Source organism: Petrotoga sp. 9PWA.NaAc.5.4, assembly GCF_002895485.1.
Lineage (GTDB): Bacteria > Thermotogota > Thermotogae > Petrotogales > Petrotogaceae > AZRK01.
Genome location: NZ_AZRK01000024.1, coordinates 63,862 through 84,101, shown reverse-complemented (window position 1 = coordinate 84,101; position 20,240 = coordinate 63,862). Strand labels below are relative to the sequence as shown.

Below are 20,240 nucleotides of genomic sequence, written 5' to 3'. Positions count from 1 at the left end.
AAACCCTAATATAGCCAGCTAATTAGTCTTTAACCTCATTTCGGCATACTTAGATTTAAAGCCTAATCTTTCATATAACTTTCTTGCTGGATTATCGTATTCCACATGCAAGGATATGTCCCCATCGCATCTATCAATTGTTTCTTCTAACAACGTACTACCTATACCACGACCTCTAACTTTTTCATCGACCGCAATATAAACTAAAACATGCTCAGGAATATATCCTTCCATACCTGTATCGTTAACAACAGCAGCTCCAATAATATCTTCTCCATCATGAAGAACTAAAACGAAGCCACCTTTCCCTTTCTCCTGGGAAAAAGAATAATCTATAGAGTTAATAATATCTTCTAAAGGGTCTCCATACTTTCCAAGATGCTCTTCCAAAAACTTTGCTATATCCACTTTAGTAAAATTAAAATCATCGTTGTCTAAATCTTCTTGGGAATTAAGCTCTTTCAAAGATAAATTAATAGAATCAAAATCATATACTTTTTCCATTTTTAGCACCTCCACAATCTATTTTATCATACAAAACAGTAAAACACAAATAATCATTTATTCTAATAAAATAAGTTTCTAAATATAATATTAACCTTAAATAATAAATTTCAAAAAAATTTATCAGATCATTTTTCAACTTTGTGAAATTGCCAAAAAGGTGTATAATCACAATAAAATGATGCTAAGTATCAACTACACACCATCTATAAAAGTGAGATCTTGTAGAAATACAAGTTTGGTTGATTAGTCTCGCCAAGGGATAGGAGAAGTGCTGTTCATCTAAAAAACCTACATAACATTGGTGATATGGACTTACAAGCTTTATCCTAACTTAACTTCAAAGGAGTTTTAAAATGGTATACGTATTATCCAATGAAGGTGTTCTTCTAATGTCTACTGAGAGATAAGGTTAGGTTAGACGACTCTTAAAGTAAGGACTTACTAAAGTAGTCAAAGTTAAACTTTTATAATTCAACTACTCTAAGATATTTCTGTCTATTATAGAATCTGTGTTTCGAAATTTTAAAGTGAATTTAATAAGTTATAGTGACTTTAGAAATGATGATTTTCAGAAAATAAGTTTTTGAATTTAAAATGGGTCCAGGGCGGAGCCCTCCCCCTCTCCTTCGCTATACGCAGCGAAAAAGTTAAAAAAATTAGAAATTAATGAGGATTAGAAGCAGGGAGGTATTTTTGAATAAATTTAAAACTAAAAGATTGGCAAAACTTAAGTTTTAGAATTTCTAAAGTGAATTTAATAATTTGCATAAGGAGGAAAAGAGATGGCGGATATAATAGAATACAAAATATTTGGGGATGACATGCAATTAGTCGAAATAGAACTTGATCCGGGAGAAGGAATAAGAGCTGAAGTAGGAGCTATGATGTATATGGAAGATGGCATAGCGATGCAGACTAATACAGGAGGTGGACTTTTCAGGGGTTTAAAAAGAGCGTTTGCAGGTGAAAGTTTTTTCATTACCAATTTTGTACAAGAAGGTTCAGGTAAAGGACATGTGGCTTTTGGTGCACCTTATCCTGGTAAGATATTGCCCATAGATTTGATACAATTTAATGGTTCGTTTATTTGCCAAAAAGATAGTTTTTTGTGCGCCGCTAATGGCATCGAAATAGAAATTGAATTTACAAAAAGAATAGGAACAGGACTGTTTGGTGGAGAAGGATTCATACTTCAAAGATTAGAAGGTCACGGAATGGCTTTTATACATGCTGGAGGTACAGTTATAGAAAAACATTTGGAACCAGGTGAAACCTTAAGAGTAGATACGGGGTGTATAGTCGGTTTTCAAAAAACTGTTAAATATGATATTCAATTTGTTGGAGGATTTAAAAATGCTTTATTTGGTGGTGAAGGAATGTTCTTGGCAAAATTGACGGGGCCCGGTACAATATATCTTCAAAGTCTTCCTTTTTCGAGGTTAGCTGATAGAATAATTTCTGCTTCAAGGTATCAAAATAAAGGAGAGGATAGAAATAATTTTAGAGGATTTATGGGTGGGATATTCAATGATGATAGAAGATTTTGATTGGAGGAAAAATGAAAGACGATGAAAATAAATTTCTTAGAGGCATTTGGGATTGGAACCGGATTAATGATGATCGTTGGCTAAGTCCGGCAAGTGTTGTTTATGCACTCGCTGTTCGCTGGAAAAATCAAAATAAACACTATATTTTAGACCTTGGCTGTGGTCTTGGGAGAAACTCTCTATATTTTTATGAGCAGGGTTTTAAAGTTGCTGCAATAGATGGTGCACAAAGTGCCATTGACAGACTAAAAGAAGTTTGTGAGCAGAAAAAATATATTATAGATATAAGATTAGAAGACATGCATTCCTTACCTTTTGATAATGAAAGTTTTGATGCAGTGTTTTCTTTACACGTCATATATCATACAGATTCTAAAGGAATACTAAAAGTTATTTCTGAAATCTACAGGGTTCTTAAACCAGGGGGTGAAATATTTTTAACTTTCAACTCTAAAAATAGTCCAAATTATGTTAATAACATAAGCAGTAAAATAGACGAAAACACTATTATAAAACAAGAAGGAATAGAAAAAGGGATAGTACATTACTTTGCAGATGAAAAAGATGTAAAAAAGTTATTAGAAAATTTTGACATTCAAAAATTTTTCTATGTAGAAGATATTAGACTTAACGGTTCACGAAGTTGCCATTATTATGTAATTGCTAAAAAATAAGGAGAAGAGAAAAGATTGAAAACAACCGTTCAAGATGTGATAAATACAATTATTATAGATGAACTAAATAAAGAAGAAACTGTTGATAAATTAGAATTTGGTGATAAAAATTCTATAGTAAAAGGCATAAGTGTAACTTTTTTAGCTACGTACGAAGTGATTAAAAAAACTATTGAGTTAGGAGCCAATTTTATAATAACTCATGAAGGTATTTTCTATAGTCATAAAGGTAATCTAAAAGAATTTGAATCTGATCCTGTTTTTAAGAATAAACTTGATTTAATTAAGTCTAATAATATTTCAATCTTTCGTTTTCACGACAGTATTCATAGATATGATCCAGATGGAATTATGTTAGGATTACTAAAACGTCTATCGTTTGAAGATTACGAGGTAAAACGAAACCGGCTTTATTCAGTAATAGAACTTCCTGATAAAACATTATTAGAAATTATTAAGTATATAAAAAAAACATTAAATATTAAATACGTACGTTTTATAGGAGATTTATCGATGAAGTGTAATCGCATAGGTATATTAGTTGGATATAGAGGAACAGGCGAAATTGCAATACCTCTTTTTAGTAAAGAAAATTTAGATGTTTTAATATATGGTGAAGGCCCTGAGTGGGAAACTCCTGAATATGTTAGAGATGCAATAAGCCAAGGCAAAAAAAGAGCTTTGGTGGTTTTAGGGCATGCAGAAAGTGAAAAATTTGGAATGGAATATATTTCCTCTATTATAAAAGAAAAATTTTCAGATATTTCAGTTTATTATTTCTCTCAACCATCTATTTTCAGAGTCTATTAAATATGTCTTTAAACAGCATTAAATAAATAAACACTTTGGAATAGAGATTTTGAAAAACAAGCTTTTGAATTTATAACAGTAAGAGGGCAGAGCCCTCTCTTTTTTTGCACGTTAGAATTTTTAAAATAAGAATAAAATATAAATAATAAAGGAAGAATATTTTTTCTTTTATATTGATGTAGTTATTTTAAAGAAATTCCTACTTCAAAGCTTCGATGCCATGGGAAAAATACCTCTATGTCCCAATTTTTATGTAAAGCTTTTTCTACTAATTTTTTATCTGCTCCATTTCCGTACCTTATATCGGCCACTCCCACAATTCTATTTTCTCCTAAAATTCTCTTTAAAATATTGTCATATTCCTCTTCATTAACTTTCACTTCGTCTTGATAAATAACTTCATACTTGTTATAATCGGTTGCATTATTTAGAAGGAGAAATATTTCTCCATGTGTTTTTATTTGTGCACCTGCAGCTTTAATATGGTTTTTCACACTATCTTTCAAAGGATAACCTTCATAGGGAGGAATGAGGTTTATTGATTCTGGATGAACATAAAATAATTCAAAAGAAGGAGTATATTGAAATTTTGAACATAAAAGTCTACTTAAAAGAGTAAGAGAAGTTTCATCTGCACCAGGATGAATTGAAATTTTTTCTTCTAAGCCTAATCCTTTTACTACCTTTTTATGTTGTTGAGCTTCATACACAGAAAGACTGCCCGCAGAATTATCATCTAAGGTTAAATTCAAAAAGTCTACTATCCCTTCATTCACAAGTTCTATGACTTCTCGTATGATATTATAATTTCTCTCTCTTCGCCAAAAGAAATCTTTAATCATCCATTCAGGGATATGTTGATACCTTTTTTCATTTTGACTCAAAAACTCAGGAAGAATGTTTTTATAAGACAAATTTTCTAGATTATTGGATTCTAAATATCTAGCAAAATCCTTTGACATGTTACTTAATGTTTCACCATAATATTCCCAATAATCGGGTTCTTCATCTGCAGAATTATATATTGGAATCCTTGTTATTGTTGTGGAAAGATATATTTCTGTTTTCTTTTCTTTTAAAATAGAAAGAATTTTCAATCTGTCGCGTATAGTTTCGGGCTGGATTAAATTTATTCATGAGGGAATCAAGCCTCCATGAATCAAAGTATCTAGAGAAATTATTAAACTATCACCTGGTTGTACATTTTCTAAAAGCCAATTTTCTAAGACATTTGTATCAGCAGGCACTTTTTTAGAACCTAATAGTTCCCTAAGGGGAGTTAATAGATCTAAACCTGCAACTTTTGTGAACATTAAAAAGTATTCTCTTGTACAAAATCTTTCATCTAATGGCAAATAAACTATTCTCATACAACTAACTCTCCTTTATAAGATATTCTGGATTTTTTATTAATTTTTTGTACAACCATTCAATCATCGGCATCGATTTTATTAATCTAATCACCGAATTACCACACTTTGTTTGAGTTAATATATGTAAATTTTCAAGAGGTTCTTCTATTTTTTGAAAGTATCGTGGTGTTCCCCACTGATGGAGGTAGAGCCTTCTTTTTAGAATATTCCCATCATAGTCTATAATAGCGCACTCTGTCTTTTCTTTCTGCAAATGATAAGGAAGATTTGCTAGTTCTTCAACTGAATGAATAGTCGTGTTAGAATCCATTGTTACACCTAATAACAAAATGTAACTTCCAATCTCAGCCATTTTTATGTAAGGCGAATCTTTGCCACAAGGTGTTAAAGAATCTTCGTGACCTTTAATCAAATAATCTACCAAAGGACCTATCCCTGCAACAGAATGAGTAGGATGTAAGCTTCTTTTAGCCTGAGGCAATTTCATAAAATCAGAAGAAATTCTACCCGTCCAACAAGGAGAATTTCTCACATCAAAAACAGGGGGATTAGTTGGGCCATCATTTGGTTTGCCTGTTAGAGTAGGAACAAAAACGTTCCCGCTTGTTCCCACCGAAGCCAATAAAGCCTCGATAACAGTTTGTACCCCGCCTTCTACGTATCCAAAACTTGATAATGAACTATGTACCAAAAGCGTGTCTCCTTCTCTTATTCCAAGACTCTCAAAAGTATTTAAAAGGTTAGTAATTGTAATAATCAATATAAATTACCCCTTGCATAATATAAATTAAGTAATCTATTTAGTATAAACAGAATCTATTTTATTATTTTAACTTATATCTTTTATGTACAAAATCTACTATATCTTGATAAAATTCAAATTCAATCGGATCTTCTATCATTTCCCCGATCTTTCCTCCAATAAACCAGGCACATGCAGCATTCATATAATCATATTTAACTCCACCATCTAAATATTCTCTGAACCTTTTGTGGCGTTCTTGGGATACTTTAATCGGCTCATTTAAACTAAGATAGTATTCCATCTCTATACCTGCATTTCTTTTCTTTGCAGCATTAGCAGCTTCTTCAACCCCTTTTATTTTTTCATAAAACATTTAATTTGGTTGTAAAAAAGCTGCATCAAAATAATAATTTTGATAATCATCAAGTAAATGAACATTATAACTCGCCCAAAAAGGTATCCAAAATAATTTTTTGTTGCATGATACATTGATAAATTTACGAATCTCTTTTAATAACCAATGATCATCCACATTCCACCCTCTATAAACGGTTTCAAATGGCCAATAAAATCCCAATAAATTTAGATTATCAATTTTTTCTTTCTTCCACCGAGCCATAAAAGTTTCTACAAACCATTCACAGGCACTATATCTGTCTTTTGTTGCTTCTGTTAAATTCTATCCCAGAATGGAAAAATTAAGATTTTTCCCATCAATCATTCCAAATTTACATTGATTTATCCCAGCGTAAGGTAACATAACAACAAGATTCCTTTCTATTTCTGGCTTTCCTATTATCTTTGATATTTCTTCGATAGCTTTGGATATTGTATTTGCACCGCACATTAAACTTTCGATTATTGTTAACCAAGCTTCTTTGTTACCGGGATTTGGGGAAGGGACCGCATAAAAATTTCCTTCTCCACTCATAGTCGTTCCAATATTTATATCAGCTCCTAAGGAAAAATTTTTTACTTCTGGAATTAATAAAAAAGAATCAAAAAGCCACTCTTTTGGGGTCAAGTCCACATCAGTAGCAGAAATATAAGGAATATAATATTTTCCTCGAAAGTAGAACCTACTATCATAAGATGATCTAAATAATTAAATTCTTTCAATCCTTGAGATAAATACATAATTTCTGTACTCCTCTTACTAGTTTTTTTCATTAATTTTATTCAAATACCGCATAACCAAATCGCTCTAAGGTATGAAAAGAAACAGAAGTGCAACTCCAACATCCGTAAATAGCTGAATCGCCTTTCCACTTGTTTCTGTTAAAATTAATTCTTGTACCTAATGAAAAATCTACATTAATTTCTTTCAAATCTATTTTATTTCAGCAATCCATGCGTTTTCCAATTTGTTAGTTGCTGCCTCTATACGCACATTCCAACGAAAATCAAGCCCAACTTCATCATAAATCGTTCTGTATGAAAAATCAAATCAGAAAAAGTTAGATTTTGTTTTATAATTAGTTTTATTTAAATATTTCTTTCTTTATTTGCCTAAAATCAAAAATAATAAAATATTTTAAAAAAGATTGCAAATAATTAGTATCAATGATATAATAATGGAAAGGTTACCGCTGCCTTTGAATGCGGGATATAAAACTATAAAAGGATGTGGAAAAATGAAAAAGTTTTGGATTATTACTGTTGTATACTTATTTGCCGTTCTTTTGATTTTTCCTGCAACTAAGTCTCCAGTTTGGGAAGATCAAATTATTTATTTTGTAATGATAGACAGATTTGCAAATGGAGATACTTCTAATGATGTACTCACTGAGTCAGGTATAGAAAGTGGCAATGTGAATTCAAAGTACAATGGTGGAGATATACAAGGTTTAATTGATCAATTGGACTATATTTCAGGATTAGGAGTAACAGCAATATGGATCACTCCGCCTGTTGCTAACCAATGGTGGGATGGAGCCGTTGATTATGGAGGATACCATGGTTATTGGGCGAGAGATTTTAAAAGTATAGAAGAACATTTTGGAGATTTAGAACTTTACAAAAAATTTGTGGAAGAAGTTCATAAAAGGGACATGTACGTCATACAGGATATAGTTACAAATCATACTGGGAATTTTTTAATGTATAAAAACGGAAGATACTTTTTGAATGATCAAAGTGTTCCTACTAATAAGCCCACACAATATCCTTTCAATATGAATGATTACAACGATCCAGAACAACGAAAATTAAATGTTTATCATTGGCCTTCAGAAATAAAAGATCCTAATAGGTATAATACAGAATTTTCTGAACTTGATGATTTGAATACTGAAAATCCTTTAGTAATAGAAGCTTTAAAAGATTCTTATTCGTTTTGGATAGAAGAAGCCGATGTTGATGGTTTTAGGATCGACACAGCTATATATGTCGAACCAGAATTTTGGCCAGAATTTTTGAAAGGAAAGCAAGGTATATTTGAATCAGCCTTAAATTTAGGAAAAGAAGATTTTTTAGTTTTTGGAGAAGCGTGGTTAACTTCTAATCCTTTTTCTAATAATGCTGAAAAAGAAATAAATGATTTTTTTAGCTTAGGATTCAATTCTATGCTCGATTTTCCACTTCAAACTGACATTAAAAGAGTCTTTAAAGAGGGTAAACCTACATCTTATTTAGCCTATCGACTTGAAGAAAGAGAGAAAATGTATGTTAATCCATCAAGAATGATAACTTTTGTTGATAATCACGATATGGATAGGTTTTTAAAAGCTTCTGATATTAATAGCCTTAAGCAAGCATTAGTTTTAATTTTTACTGTGCCGGGTATACCAACAATTTATTATGGAACTGAACAGAATTTTATTGAAACGAGGGCTACTATGTTCGCAGGCGGTTTTTCTTCAGAAGGCAAAGATCACTATGATACTAATACTCCAACTTATCAGTTTATAAAAGAATTGGCAGAATTAAGAAAAGAAACGCCTACTTTTAGATATGGTAAGGTTGATGTGATTTTTTCTGATGATTTAGGTCCAGGACCATTGATTTACAAAGTCTATGATGAATCAAAATCTTATATTATAATGATGAATACCTCTTCTAATAAAAAGCATGCAACAGGTATGGATTTTAATTTAGAAGAAGGAACTGTTTTAAAACCTTTAATTGTAAATAACTTTGTTAATAAAGAAATGGTATATACCGAACCTTTTAATCTTTTATTAAATTCAAAATCATTTGGTGTATTTGAAGTAAGCGATGAAAAAAAAGAAATTGTAAAAAGTGAAGTTTCAGTTAGCATAAACAATATATCAGATGGTCAAACTTTTACTGATGATTTTATATTGTCTGGAACTGCTTCGAATGCAAAATCTGTGAGAATCATCGTCGACGGAGAAGAAAAAGAATATGCACGAGTAGATTTAAATCAAGGAATTGAAGAAAAATGGGAAGTGAAAATAAAAATATCAGACTTTACACCAGGCTCACATAAAATTTTTGCAAAAGCTTATGGAAAAACTCCTTTGATTGTTGAATATTCTAAAGAATATAAGGTAAATTTTGATATCCCAATGGTTACTTTGAAGATAGTTGAAGATCCTGCTGGCGATGATAAAGGGCCCTTAGGAATATATTCATATCCACAAGATTCAACTTTTAATAATCAAATGGATATAAGAAAAGTCGAATTGGTACAAATTGGTACTATGCTCAGAATGATAATTACTATGGAAAATATAACAGATATTTGGTCTCCTACAAATGGATTCGATCATGTAACATTTCAAATTTACTTCGATAATCCAAATAAAGTAGGAGCTGTTGATTTACCTTTCCAAAATGCAACTATGCCCGAAAATTACGATTGGGATTATGGAATGTGGGCAACAGGTTGGGGTATTTATTTATATAGCTCAAATAATGCCGGATCCAACAATTTTGGAGATCCCATAACTCCTTCTCCGGTTGCTGAAGTAAATAAACAAGAAAATAAGATTACTTTTTTAATACCTTTGAGTGTATTAGAAACAAATGATTTAACTGGGTGGAACATATATATAACCACCTATGATTATGATGGTATCGAAGGGGTTTTAAGACCCTTAACTTTACAAGGAGGACCATGGGCTTTTGGTGGAGGAAATCCAACCGATCCTAAAATAATGGATGATCTGTTTATTACAATTGATTGAATAAACAAAAGCAAAAGGCCGTATGAACAGGCCTTTTGCTTTTCTAAATTTAACCTTGCATATCTTCTATGGAGATTTTTTCTTTCTTGAATTTCTCGGCATCGTGTGTTTTCAATAACTTTGAAGTTAACAATCCTGAAAGGATTGAATCATTGACATTTAAAGCCGTTCTTGCCATATCTATTAAAGGTTCAACAGAGATTAACAAACCAACTAACCCCACAGGAAGTCCCAACGTTGATAATACGATTAAAGAAGCAAAAGTTGCTCCTCCCCCGACGCCTGCAACGCCAAACGAACTAATTATTATAACCGCTACTAAAGAAATAATAAATAAAGGATCGAGCGGATTGATTCCAACGGTCGGTGCGATCATAAAAGCAACCATTGCAGGATATATAGCGGCACAGCCATTTTGACCGATACTTGCTCCAAATGATGCTGCTAAGTTTGCTATTCCTTCGGGAATACCTAAATCTTCAACTTGAGTTTTAACAGTTAAAGGAATTGTTCCCGCACTTGTTCTAGAAGTGAAAGCAAAAGTTAAAGTTGGTAGTGCCTTTTTCAAATATGTAAAAGGGTTTAAACCGGAAAGAGCTATTATTACTAAGTGAATTATAAACATAATTCCTATTGCAACATATGAAGCAAGGACAAATTCTCCAAGCCTTAATATACTTTGCCAACTATTTTGGGCTATGGTTCGCGTCATTAGAGCAAAAATACCAAAAGGGGTTAATCGTAAAACTAAAGTTACTATTTTCATCACAATGTCATGAACTGAGTTCATAAAATTGATAAATACTTGAGCTGATTCAGGCTTCTTTTTTGCCACTCCAAGAGTTGCAATACCTACAAACGATGAAAAAATAACTACTGCAAGTGTGGAAGTCGGTCTTGCTCCAGTCATATCTAAAAAAGGATTTGCAGGAATTATCTCAACTAATCTTTGAGTTAATGGAACCTGAGAAAGGTTTTGTAATTGTTGTTCTAAATAGATTCCTCTTTGAAGTTCTGCTTCTCCACTTTGTAATCCTTCGGCTGTTAAACCGAAAGAAGACGCAGTAAATATGCCTACCAAGGCAGCAATGCCAGCAGTTATAATTAAAATTCCAATAATATAACCACTCATTTTTCCAAGCATTTTTCCATCTTTTAGATTTATTATTGCGGTGATAATCGATACCATAACCAAAGGAATTACTATCATATTCAATAACCTTATATAACCTGTCCCAACAATATTAATCCACTGTATGGAACTATTAATCACTTCAGAACCAGCCCCATAAATCATTTGTAAAATTGCTCCAAACAAGATTCCCAGTCCCAAAGCACTAAAAACCCTAACCGTAAATGAGAAATGTCTCCTTTGCATCCAGACAAAAAACAAAATTCCTAATACAAAAAATATCAAATTTATAAGTACAAAAAGATTCATAACTGTCTACCTCCTTATACCTTTTAATTTTTGGATAAATTTTATCGGAATTATTATATCAATTTGTATGTTAATTTGTCAATGAGGAAATTATTATGAATTGATTTCAAAATAAAAAACCTCAATCATTTTGAGATTGAGGCATTAAATTTTAGAAAATCATGAATAACTTAAACTATTATTTTGATATAATCATTTTTGAAAATAGTTCTTCTAAAATGGCAATAAGGAGATTTCCCTGTTTTCTTGTAATAATCTTGATGGTATTCTTCAGCTCTGTAAAAGTCTTTCGCTCTAGTGATTTTAGTTACAACATTTAAATTTCTATTTATTAATTCGTTTTTAACTTTTTCGGCTATATTCCTTTGTTCTTCATTAGTATAAAATATTTCGCTTCTGTATTGTTCACCAATATCAGGACCTTGTCCATCTTCTTGAGTAAAATCATGTATTTCAAAGAAATACCTAACTAAAGCTTCATAATCGATAATACTTGGATCATAAACCACTAAAACTGACTCTGCATGTCCCGTTTTTCCGCTACAGACTTGTTCGTAAGTAGGGTCTTTCAAGTGACCACCGGTATATCCACTTACGACATCAATTACTCCTTCAACTTTTTTGAACATATATTCAACTCCCCAAAAGCATCCAGCCGCAAATATAGCCCTTTGTCTTGGTAAAGTCTTTTCTTTTGGAATGAAGTCCATGGAAATTGAATTAACGCAATGTCTTACATTCTTTTTAGTTAATTTCTCTCCTTCAAATACATGTCCCAAATGTGCTCCACAATAAGCACATAATATTTCTGTTCTTCTTCCATCGGCATCTAATTGACGTCTTATTGCTCCCGGAATTTCATCATCAAAACTTGGCCATCCACAACCTGCATCAAATTTGGAATTTGATTCATACAAAGGTAAACCACATTGTTTACAAATATATGTACCTTCCTCGAAAAAGTTATTAAACTTTCCAGTAAAAGGAGGTTCAGTTGCTTTATTTACTATTACTTTATACTCATCCGGTGATAAGTTATTTAATTTTTTAGTCATATTAACCACTCTCCATTTTTATCTTATTAAACTTTAATTGAACATATATAAGTTATAGCTAATAATCCTTCAAAAATCACTTTATAATCGTTACTTGTCAATCTTATCTTTCTTCCATCAATTCTTTCTACCAAAGGCATAGATTCAACCATATCGGCTTTAACAGTATCTGAAAGCTCTATTATCATTTCTATTGGTGAGGTGAATTTAAAAATCTCAAATGTTTCTTTACTGTTAGAAATCATTTCCTTTGTTATTTTTTTTATCTCTTCTAACAAAATACTCATTGGTTTAAACTCTGCTGCATATCTTCCAAGAGATCTTTTGGTTTCAACATAGTATAAAGCTTTAAAATGCTTGTTTAATTGTCCTTTTAATTTATCATCACCGACTACCATAGCTAATGGAACTCCATAAACTCCTCCATACGCAGCATTTATTAATGTTTCATTCATTTCAATACCATTTATTTGAATACTGTGAATGGAAGAACTTGAATAGGTGTGATCCATCGTGGAATATTTTTCTCCAACACCTGCATGATACCCAAAGAAAATCATTCTATCAAAAGTTTCATCAATTCCAGACATCATGTAATATTTTCTAATGCCACCACTAATCAATTTAACGTTTGGATATTCATTAGTTAAATTCCAAGGAATATTGTTTCCTCTATCGTGTGAATCAGAAAGAGTAATTTCATGATCTTTTAATTCGTCAAGCAAGGATTTTAATTGTATAACTACATAGTTTTGTTTGTATTCTTTGCTTTCTTTGGAAACATCATCCCATTGAGTTATACCACCTAATCCTTCAAAATCAAAAGAAATATAAATTTTGATAAAAATCACCTCCATAAAAATTATATCATATCCGTAACACCGTTTTTTGAAAATCTTTGTAAAATGTATAAAGTACTTGACATATAAACCATCTTTATGGTAAAATGCTTTTTGCAAATGAATTGCATAAGCAACTCAGCTGCAAGTATTGTTTAGATAGAGGTGCTTTTATGAGAAATACAAAAGCTCGAAGGGAAATTTTAGAAATCATGGAAAAACATGATTTTCCTCTGAGTGCAGAACAAATTTATCAAATGTTAGATAAAGATTATGACAAATCGACTATCTACAGAAATCTGAAATATTTTGAAGTGGAAGGAGAATTGAATTCCATAGTTTTTTCAGATAAGATAACGTATTTTTATAAATCTGGGGGGCATTTTCATTTTATTTATTGCGTTAAATGTAAAAAATTTGAGAGATTTGATCTTTGTTATGCTGAAAGTATGAGTAAATATATTAGAGAAAGTTTAGGGTATAAAGTTTTAAGTCATACTCTTTATTTTGAAGGTATTTGTAAAACGTGTCAAAAAAGTATTTAATATACTTCTAAAATATTTATGAAATGTGAATTTTATAATTTTTAAAGATAGCAATAACTTAACAAACGGGAGGTAAAAATGAAAAGATTATCCATTTTTTTCATGATTTTGATAGTTTCGGTATGTACTTTTTCTTTAAATGTTTCAACTTCAATTCTTCCCTATTATTTTATTGTGCAAGAAATACTCGGGGATAAAGGTAATGTGAAATTAATCATTCCTTCCGGGAAAAGCCCGCACACATATTCTTTATCTCCAAAAGAAGTAGCTGCTTTATACGATTCAGATGTATTGGTTTTAAATGGCTTAGGATTAGAAATTTTTATTTCAAAATTGGAAAGCAACTTAAAGAAAGAAAACGTGAATATCTTATATGTTTACGAATACATTCCAAAAGATGAGCTAATAACAGGTGGCCATCATGAAGAAGAAACCACTCAACAGGATACAGAAATAAGCCATAATGATTTTGAATATGACCCTCATATTTGGCTCGATCCTTACTTGGTGTATGAATATATTATACCTGGTTTGAAAGAAGATTTTTCGAAAATGGATCCAAGTAATAGTGAATATTACGAAAGGAATGCCGACAATTTAATAAAGAGATTAATTTTGTTAGACGAATATATGAAAGAAAAGGCTAAAGAAATTCAAGGAGCTATTTTTACGGCACATAACTCGTTTATATATTTTTCAAAAAGATACAATATACAAATTGCAGGAGTAATTGAATCTGTTCCTGGAGTGACACCTACTCCGAAAGAATTGGTCGAGTTAACTGAAATTGCTAAGAATTATAATGTTAAAGCAATTTTTAATGAGCCACAACTAAGTGATAAAGCTGTAACCACTATAGCTCGGAGTCTGAATTTAAAGGTTGGAATCTTAGATCCTTTAGGAGGAATTGAAAGTATATTCGACTTGGAATCATTGTACATTTATAATTTATTTGAAATAATAAGAGTGACAAAAGATGAAAAATGAAACTATAATTTCTGTAAAAGATTTAAACTATACTGCAGAAAATAACCCAATATTGATAAATGTTTCATTTGATATATACAAAGGGGACTTTGTAGGTATAATAGGTCCCAATGGTGCAGGAAAATCTACACTCCTAAGAATACTTGTAGGAGAAATAGAAAATTATTTCGGAGAGGTCGATATAAAAGGTAAAATTGGTTATGTACCTCAAAATGAAGAGCGGGATTCTAATTTCCCGATAAAGGCGTATGAAGTAGCGTTGATGGGATTGTATAAAGAGGTAGGGTTTTTTAAGAAATTTAAAAAGGTTCATTATGAAAAGGTAAGAGATATTTTTCGTTTGTTAAAGATAGAAAATTTGTACGATAGACAGGTAGGAAAATTATCCGGTGGAGAATATCGTAGATTAATGGTTGCGAGAGCTTTGGTTTCTGACCCTGATATCTTAATTTTAGATGAGCCAGAAGCAAATATAGACCAGTATGGTCAAAGTGTGCTTTACGATATATTGAAAGAACTAAAGAAAGAAATGGTGATAATGCTCGTAAGTCATGATTTGAACATGATTTTTAAAGAAACAAATAAAATTATGTGCTTAAATAAAACACTGCGTTGTCATAAAAATACAGCAGATCTTGATATGGACGACCTGAGAAACATATACTCTAAAGATTTTGAATTGTTTATTCATATAAAAGACAAGGTAAAAGTGGTGAGTAAGAATGATGATTGATTTATTTAGATACACTTTTATGAGGTATGCATTAATTGGAGCAATACTTTCAGGGTTAAGCGGAGCTATTTTGTCTAATTTTATAGTTTTAAAGAAGATGGAGTTCATAGGAGACGGTGCTGCTCATGTGGCATTTGGTGCAATAGCTGTTGCATTATTTTTTGGTTTGAATATGAATTTGATATCTATACTTGTAGCTATTATATTTGCTGTTGCCATACATTTTTTAGGGAAAAGAGATAATGTACAAGAAAGTAGTGCAATAGGGATGCTATTATCGCTTTCTATGGCGGTAGGAATAATTTTGTTATCTTTTAAGGAAGGTTATGTTCCAGAGATAGATAGTTTCCTTTTTGGTGATATATTAATGATCACAAGAGAGGATTTGATCTTGTTAACTATTTTAAATGTTTTTATCGTTTTTTTTATAATATTTTTTAACAAAGAATTGAAATATTATACGTATAATCAAAAATTGAGTAAAATCTTCGGTATTCCTGTGGACGTTATTAATTTAATATTTTTAATCATGACATCTGTAGCAATAGTTATATCTGTGAAAATCATTGGAATTATATTAATAACTGCTTTATTGATAACCCCAGGGGTTATTGCTAAATTATTTGCAAAAAGTATAAATCAAATGTTAGTTATTTCAATTATTATTGGAATTTTTTCTGCTGTTAGTGGTATTATCTTTTCTTATTATTTAAATATTCCATCAGGCCCAGCTATTGTATTAGTTTTATTTTTAATTTTTTTAATTTCTTATATTATAAAAAATGCTATGCGTCGTTTGGCAACTTGATGTATGGGGTGAAAAGATTTCAAACGAAAAAAGAATCAATGGCTAAATCAAATTTTGATATCCTTTGTTAAAAAGGCATTAAAAACTCAAAGGTGGGGAGTTATCGTGGACAAATTTTTGGTATTAGGACATAGAGGATACAGGGCAAAGTACGTTGAAAATACCATAGAATCTTTCAAAAAAGCAATAGAATACGGAGCTGATGGCATAGAATATGATGCGAGATTAACTCGTGACGAAGTATTGGTCGTATTGCATGATGATACTATAAATGGAATAAAGCTAAGAGATATAAACTATGAGGAATTAAAAAATATAAAATTAAAAAACAACCAAACTGTTCCTACAGTTGAAGAAGTTATAAAATCTTTAAGCGATAACGTGTTTTTGAATTTAGAAATAAAAGAAGTTCAAGCATCTTTTTTGTCTTATAATATAACTAAAAGATATAACGCTCTTGATAGGACGTTATTTTCTTCTTTTCAGGTAAATGCTTTAAGGGAATTGAGAAAAATTGACAAGAATGTGAAAATAGGTTTATTAGTTGAATATGAGACTCTTAACAGTATCGAAGATCTTCACAAAGAGTTAAAATTGGACTCTTTAAATCTTTGGATTGATGCTTTGAAAGAAGATATAGAAAGTTCAAAAAATTTTTTAAAAAAATGGAAAAATTTAGGATTAAAAACTTTTCTTTGGACTCTTAACGATCCTGAAGATCTCCATACTTTTGAAAGTTTATATGATGCTGTAATTACCGATGAAGTAGAATTAATTGTGAAAGAAAAAAGAAAAATGAATGGGTGAGAACACATTGGGGGACGACTTTCCTGTGCTCTCACCTCTATTAGTGTTAATTGGATAATAATTTAGATAAGCGTTCTTTTTCGGTTATAATGTTTCCGTTATCATCCACTGCTTCATATGCACCATTTATTACTGCAGCTTTTATTTGGCCTTTTGCGACCGTGTTGCCTTGTAAGCCGGTGGCATCCAAAATGCCGTTTTTGACAGCTAAATAAAGTGTTTCGGGGTCAGATAAAGGGTCTTCTTTGCTGTTATCAATATTTTTTATTGCGTTTATAATTGTCATAGCTTGTTCTTTCAAATAATTAACCCTATCGTAGACTTCAGGATCTTTGACAAAATCTGGTAAACCGCGTGAAGCTAACGTGTTCGCTCTTTTCACCATTTTTATACTTTCGATTATCTCTTTGGAAGTTGCTCTTTTCATGGCTTCACAATAAGCAACTACATGTATTATATGAGGTTTGAGGTATGAAGCATAAAACATTGAAGAAACAAGTTGCCCCATAGCACTGTTGGGATCTGCAGGGTATGATAGCAAGCCAGTTCGGACCATTCTATAAGGAATGAAGGTTTCATCTTTTAAAGATTCGACTAACTCTAATTTTGCGACAGCCTTGGCGATATCCATCTTTGGAGAAAGATTTGGAGGAGTGTTCATCATATATTGTTGAATGTACCATTTTACACCTAACTTTTTAGCAACATATGCAGCAATATAGGCAGTTGCAACCGCAACACTATCATGAGCATATCGTAATTCCCATTGATGCGAGTCATTTATTTCGACAGGCACATTATTCATTGCATTCCATCTAATTCCTTCCATATTCTCTTTAATAGCCTCTAATAAATTTCTTTCTGATCTTCTGTCGAGTTCTGAATACCAAAATATAGGAATTGCAGCCCATGCATTGTTTATAGTTTCCTTAAGTAATTTTGAAAATCCTACCATATGGTTGGTTCCTGAATAGCACCTAACAAGAGGAAAATTTCCTCTCCTACTTGCTTGATAAAGTTTTGCAAAATCTTCTTTTGCCCTTATCGGTGCTCCACCAGCACCGTCTTGATTATGATCCATTTTTTCTTGATCAAAAAAATATTGTTGACAATTTTGGTCCGGTGCCAACGAAATTATATCTAATAACTCCGACTCAGCTAATTTTTTAATTTCTTCTATCGTTTCTTGCAACGTTTGAAGACCGATGTGATGCCTTATAAGAGGATAAGGATATTTGAATTCTATTCTTTCGGCTAAAGTGGAAGGATAGTTTTCTTTCTCTTTGAATTTCATTTGGCCTCTTAGAAATAATACAACATCTTCTTCTTCCTCTGAACCATCGAATATTTTTTTGAATATATTATACTTTTTTGCTACTTCAGAAGTTTCTATAGTTCCTCCAAAAATAAAATCTATACCATTATAGTTTTGAATGTTTTTGATTTTAGTAGTAAAATCATTCAAAATATTTTCGAGAGATTCAGCTCCTAATCTATAACTTAAAGCCACAATATTTGGCATTTCTTGTATTATTTTAGTTATTAAAGAATCAATAGGGACTGCTCCACCTAAATTTATAACTTCGTAACCTTCTTTTTTGGCAAGTTCTAAAAAGTTTATCAAACCTGCCGTATGTACGTCACTACCTATTGAAGCACCGAGAATCTTCTTTTTCATTCTTCCCCCTCCTCAACAATTTTTATAATCTCATCAATGCTTTTTCCTGAAAGCCCAAGTCTTTCTACAGTACGCCCTACTTTCCAGAAATTAGTTTCCATCATAATATTTGAAAGATTTATTATTGAATCGATTATGGGAGTTTTTACATTGAATTCTTCACCAAATGAAGCCATAGGCACAAGGCTCATAGGTATATCTTCCAATAAGTATCTATTATCTAAACTTGTGGGAGCAAATATACCTCTATATCCAGAATTGTTTCTTATAGCTTCGTATAAGTTCCTTCCTCTAACATCATAAGCATAGTTCAGCCATTCTTTTGCCGTCATCGGTTCAACGTTAAAAAGTTTCATAACTTGACATCTTTCTTCGTCAATTTTTTCAAGGACTTTAGCAACAGAAGGTGAAATACCTTCAAAGTAAAATTCAAACTTCCCTGCAGTTGTTTCTACTCGAGCTGCATTCAATATTAAAGTTGCTGGATGAAAAACTACAGCTATGTTATTAAAACTTGTGTAAATTACACTACTGACAACGTCAAATTCCGGAATAACTTGCCTCAACACTTCTTCTAATTCAGGGTTCCTTGTTGCAGGTAAAGCAGAAACCGGTACTGCATTTTTAATACGGAATACTTTTGCAACCCCCGGGTTTGACATTCTTGACGCAAAGATAAATGTTTGTGCTTCAGCTATAATTACATCTTTTTTAACTTCTTCTTGTTTTAATATGTTTCTGAATTCTAAAGCGCCACCAGTTCTTCCGGGATTCAAAACAACAATTTGTCCATCTTCTAAAAACGGAGCCATTTTTTTTGCTATATCTTTATGTGCAAAGGCTGGAACTACAACCATTATAAGTTTTCTTCCTTTTATAGCTTCTTCCATATTAGTTGTAGCAAAAGAAACTTTAAAATCACCTTCTATTTGTCCTTCGATTTTTATTTTATGCGATTCTATAATAGGAGATATTCTCCTTTTAGATCTGTTAAATAGTGAAACATCGAAACCTTTCATCGCCAAATAACCTGCTAATGCCTGCCCACCGTTTCCGGCACCAACTACTGCAATTTTTATCATATATTTCACCTTCTTTGTAATAGAATTCCTTTTGAATTGAGTTTTATACGTATTATATTAAGTATCATTATAACATATTTTACTAAGATATTAAAAGATATTAAAAAAGTTTATGAATAAAACTTAAAACATATAAAGTTTCTCCAAAAGCGAAGTTTTTCTGATTAGTCAAAAATAATTAGCTTTAATCTGTTATATTAAGACAGAATCAAATTTGACAAATATTTATAATACATATATAATAAGAATTAATATTTTTCAAAATATGATCACGATATGGTAGTGATTGAGAGAAAACCATATCCTGAATAAAGCCTGCCTTTATTAAAGGATATGGTCTTTTGTTTTTTATTCTATTTTTTACTATAGCACTTTAGCGATGAAAATTTTTGAATAAGTATTTTAAGGATACAAGTACCAAAGAAGTTAAAGAAACCAAAAATTGTAAGTATCAGAAC

At 31.4% G+C, this 20,240-nt stretch carries 17 protein-coding genes and 2 pseudogenes; 9 read left to right on the top strand and 10 right to left on the bottom strand.

The window, feature by feature from the left end; translation table 11 throughout:
- Positions 1–18: 18 nt before the first annotated feature.
- Entirely contained in the window at positions 19–504 is a 486-nt protein-coding gene (locus X924_RS07780; RefSeq protein WP_121958361.1) for a GNAT family N-acetyltransferase, read from the bottom strand.
- A 785-nt stretch (positions 505–1,289) separates the two neighbouring features.
- Here X924_RS07780 and X924_RS07770 point away from each other — a divergent pair.
- From X924_RS07770 to X924_RS07760, 3 genes are read left to right on the top strand one after another with little or no spacing between them, the layout of a single operon-like run.
- On the top strand, positions 1,290–2,054 hold the full coding sequence (locus X924_RS07770) for a TIGR00266 family protein (protein ID WP_121958359.1): 765 nt from the start codon (positions 1,290–1,292) through the stop codon (positions 2,052–2,054).
- An 11-nt stretch (positions 2,055–2,065) separates the two neighbouring features.
- The gene (locus X924_RS07765) at positions 2,066–2,728 is read left to right on the top strand and encodes a class I SAM-dependent methyltransferase (RefSeq protein WP_121958358.1); all 663 of its coding nucleotides are present in this window, start codon (positions 2,066–2,068) and stop codon (positions 2,726–2,728) included.
- 15 nt (positions 2,729–2,743) lie between these two features.
- Positions 2,744–3,538, top strand: coding sequence for a Nif3-like dinuclear metal center hexameric protein (locus tag X924_RS07760; RefSeq protein WP_121958357.1), 795 nt, complete (start codon positions 2,744–2,746; stop codon positions 3,536–3,538).
- Between the two features lie 182 nt (positions 3,539–3,720).
- Here X924_RS07760 and X924_RS07755 read toward each other — a convergent pair.
- The 4 genes and pseudogenes from X924_RS07755 to X924_RS10325 form a co-directional block, all read right to left on the bottom strand.
- Positions 3,721–4,908, bottom strand: a pseudogene (locus X924_RS07755) (DUF4127 family protein).
- 4 nt (positions 4,909–4,912) lie between these two features.
- Positions 4,913–5,671, bottom strand: coding sequence for an aminoglycoside N(3)-acetyltransferase (locus X924_RS07745; protein ID WP_121958354.1), 759 nt, complete (start codon positions 5,669–5,671; stop codon positions 4,913–4,915).
- 64 nt (positions 5,672–5,735) lie between these two features.
- Complete coding sequence (locus X924_RS10485) at positions 5,736–6,029, bottom strand: DUF4855 domain-containing protein (protein ID WP_121958353.1); 294 nt, start codon at positions 6,027–6,029, stop codon at positions 5,736–5,738.
- A pseudogene (locus X924_RS10325) lies at positions 6,030–6,680 on the bottom strand (DUF4855 domain-containing protein).
- 610 nt (positions 6,681–7,290) lie between these two features.
- Between X924_RS10325 and X924_RS07725 the strand changes: the two are divergent.
- Complete coding sequence (locus X924_RS07725) at positions 7,291–9,807, top strand: alpha-amylase family glycosyl hydrolase (protein WP_121958350.1); 2,517 nt, start codon at positions 7,291–7,293, stop codon at positions 9,805–9,807.
- Between the two features lie 49 nt (positions 9,808–9,856).
- Here the strand turns inward: X924_RS07725 and X924_RS07720 are convergent, their stop codons facing one another.
- From X924_RS07720 to X924_RS07710, 3 genes are all read right to left on the bottom strand, one after another.
- On the bottom strand, positions 9,857–11,248 hold the full coding sequence (locus X924_RS07720; RefSeq protein ID WP_121958349.1) for an L-cystine transporter: 1,392 nt from the start codon (positions 11,246–11,248) through the stop codon (positions 9,857–9,859).
- Between the two features lie 170 nt (positions 11,249–11,418).
- Positions 11,419–12,303 (bottom strand): bifunctional methionine sulfoxide reductase B/A protein, encoded by an 885-nt coding sequence (locus tag X924_RS07715; RefSeq protein ID WP_121958348.1) that lies wholly within the window; start codon positions 12,301–12,303, stop codon positions 11,419–11,421.
- Between the two features lie 26 nt (positions 12,304–12,329).
- Complete coding sequence (locus X924_RS07710; protein ID WP_233186610.1) at positions 12,330–13,160, bottom strand: M55 family metallopeptidase; 831 nt, start codon at positions 13,158–13,160, stop codon at positions 12,330–12,332.
- A 155-nt stretch (positions 13,161–13,315) separates the two neighbouring features.
- Here X924_RS07710 and X924_RS07705 point away from each other — a divergent pair, with 155 nt between their 5' ends.
- The 5 genes from X924_RS07705 to X924_RS07685 all read left to right on the top strand — a co-directional run bounded on the left by X924_RS07705 (position 13,316) and on the right by X924_RS07685 (position 17,022).
- The gene (locus tag X924_RS07705; RefSeq protein WP_121958347.1) at positions 13,316–13,687 is read left to right on the top strand and encodes a Fur family transcriptional regulator; all 372 of its coding nucleotides are present in this window, start codon (positions 13,316–13,318) and stop codon (positions 13,685–13,687) included.
- 78 nt (positions 13,688–13,765) lie between these two features.
- The gene (locus X924_RS07700; RefSeq protein ID WP_121958346.1) at positions 13,766–14,674 is read left to right on the top strand and encodes a metal ABC transporter substrate-binding protein; all 909 of its coding nucleotides are present in this window, start codon (positions 13,766–13,768) and stop codon (positions 14,672–14,674) included.
- Positions 14,664–15,407, top strand: a complete 744-nt coding sequence (locus X924_RS07695) for a metal ABC transporter ATP-binding protein (RefSeq protein WP_121958345.1) — start codon at positions 14,664–14,666, stop codon at positions 15,405–15,407. The genes X924_RS07700 and X924_RS07695 overlap by 11 nt, the downstream gene beginning before the upstream one ends.
- On the top strand, positions 15,397–16,215 hold the full coding sequence (locus X924_RS07690) for a metal ABC transporter permease (RefSeq protein ID WP_233186609.1): 819 nt from the start codon (positions 15,397–15,399) through the stop codon (positions 16,213–16,215). Before X924_RS07695 ends, X924_RS07690 begins: the two co-directional genes overlap by 11 nt.
- A gap of 105 nt (positions 16,216–16,320) precedes the next feature.
- Positions 16,321–17,022, top strand: a complete 702-nt coding sequence (locus tag X924_RS07685; protein WP_158245351.1) for a glycerophosphodiester phosphodiesterase family protein — start codon at positions 16,321–16,323, stop codon at positions 17,020–17,022.
- Between the two features lie 46 nt (positions 17,023–17,068).
- Here the strand turns inward: X924_RS07685 and X924_RS07680 are convergent, their stop codons facing one another.
- Positions 17,069–18,700, bottom strand: a complete 1,632-nt coding sequence (locus X924_RS07680; RefSeq protein ID WP_121958343.1) for a cobalamin B12-binding domain-containing protein — start codon at positions 18,698–18,700, stop codon at positions 17,069–17,071.
- Complete coding sequence (locus X924_RS07675) at positions 18,697–19,779, bottom strand: NAD/NADP-dependent octopine/nopaline dehydrogenase family protein (RefSeq protein WP_121958374.1); 1,083 nt, start codon at positions 19,777–19,779, stop codon at positions 18,697–18,699. Before X924_RS07675 ends, X924_RS07680 begins: the two co-directional genes overlap by 4 nt.
- Positions 19,780–20,240: the final 461 nt, after the last annotated feature.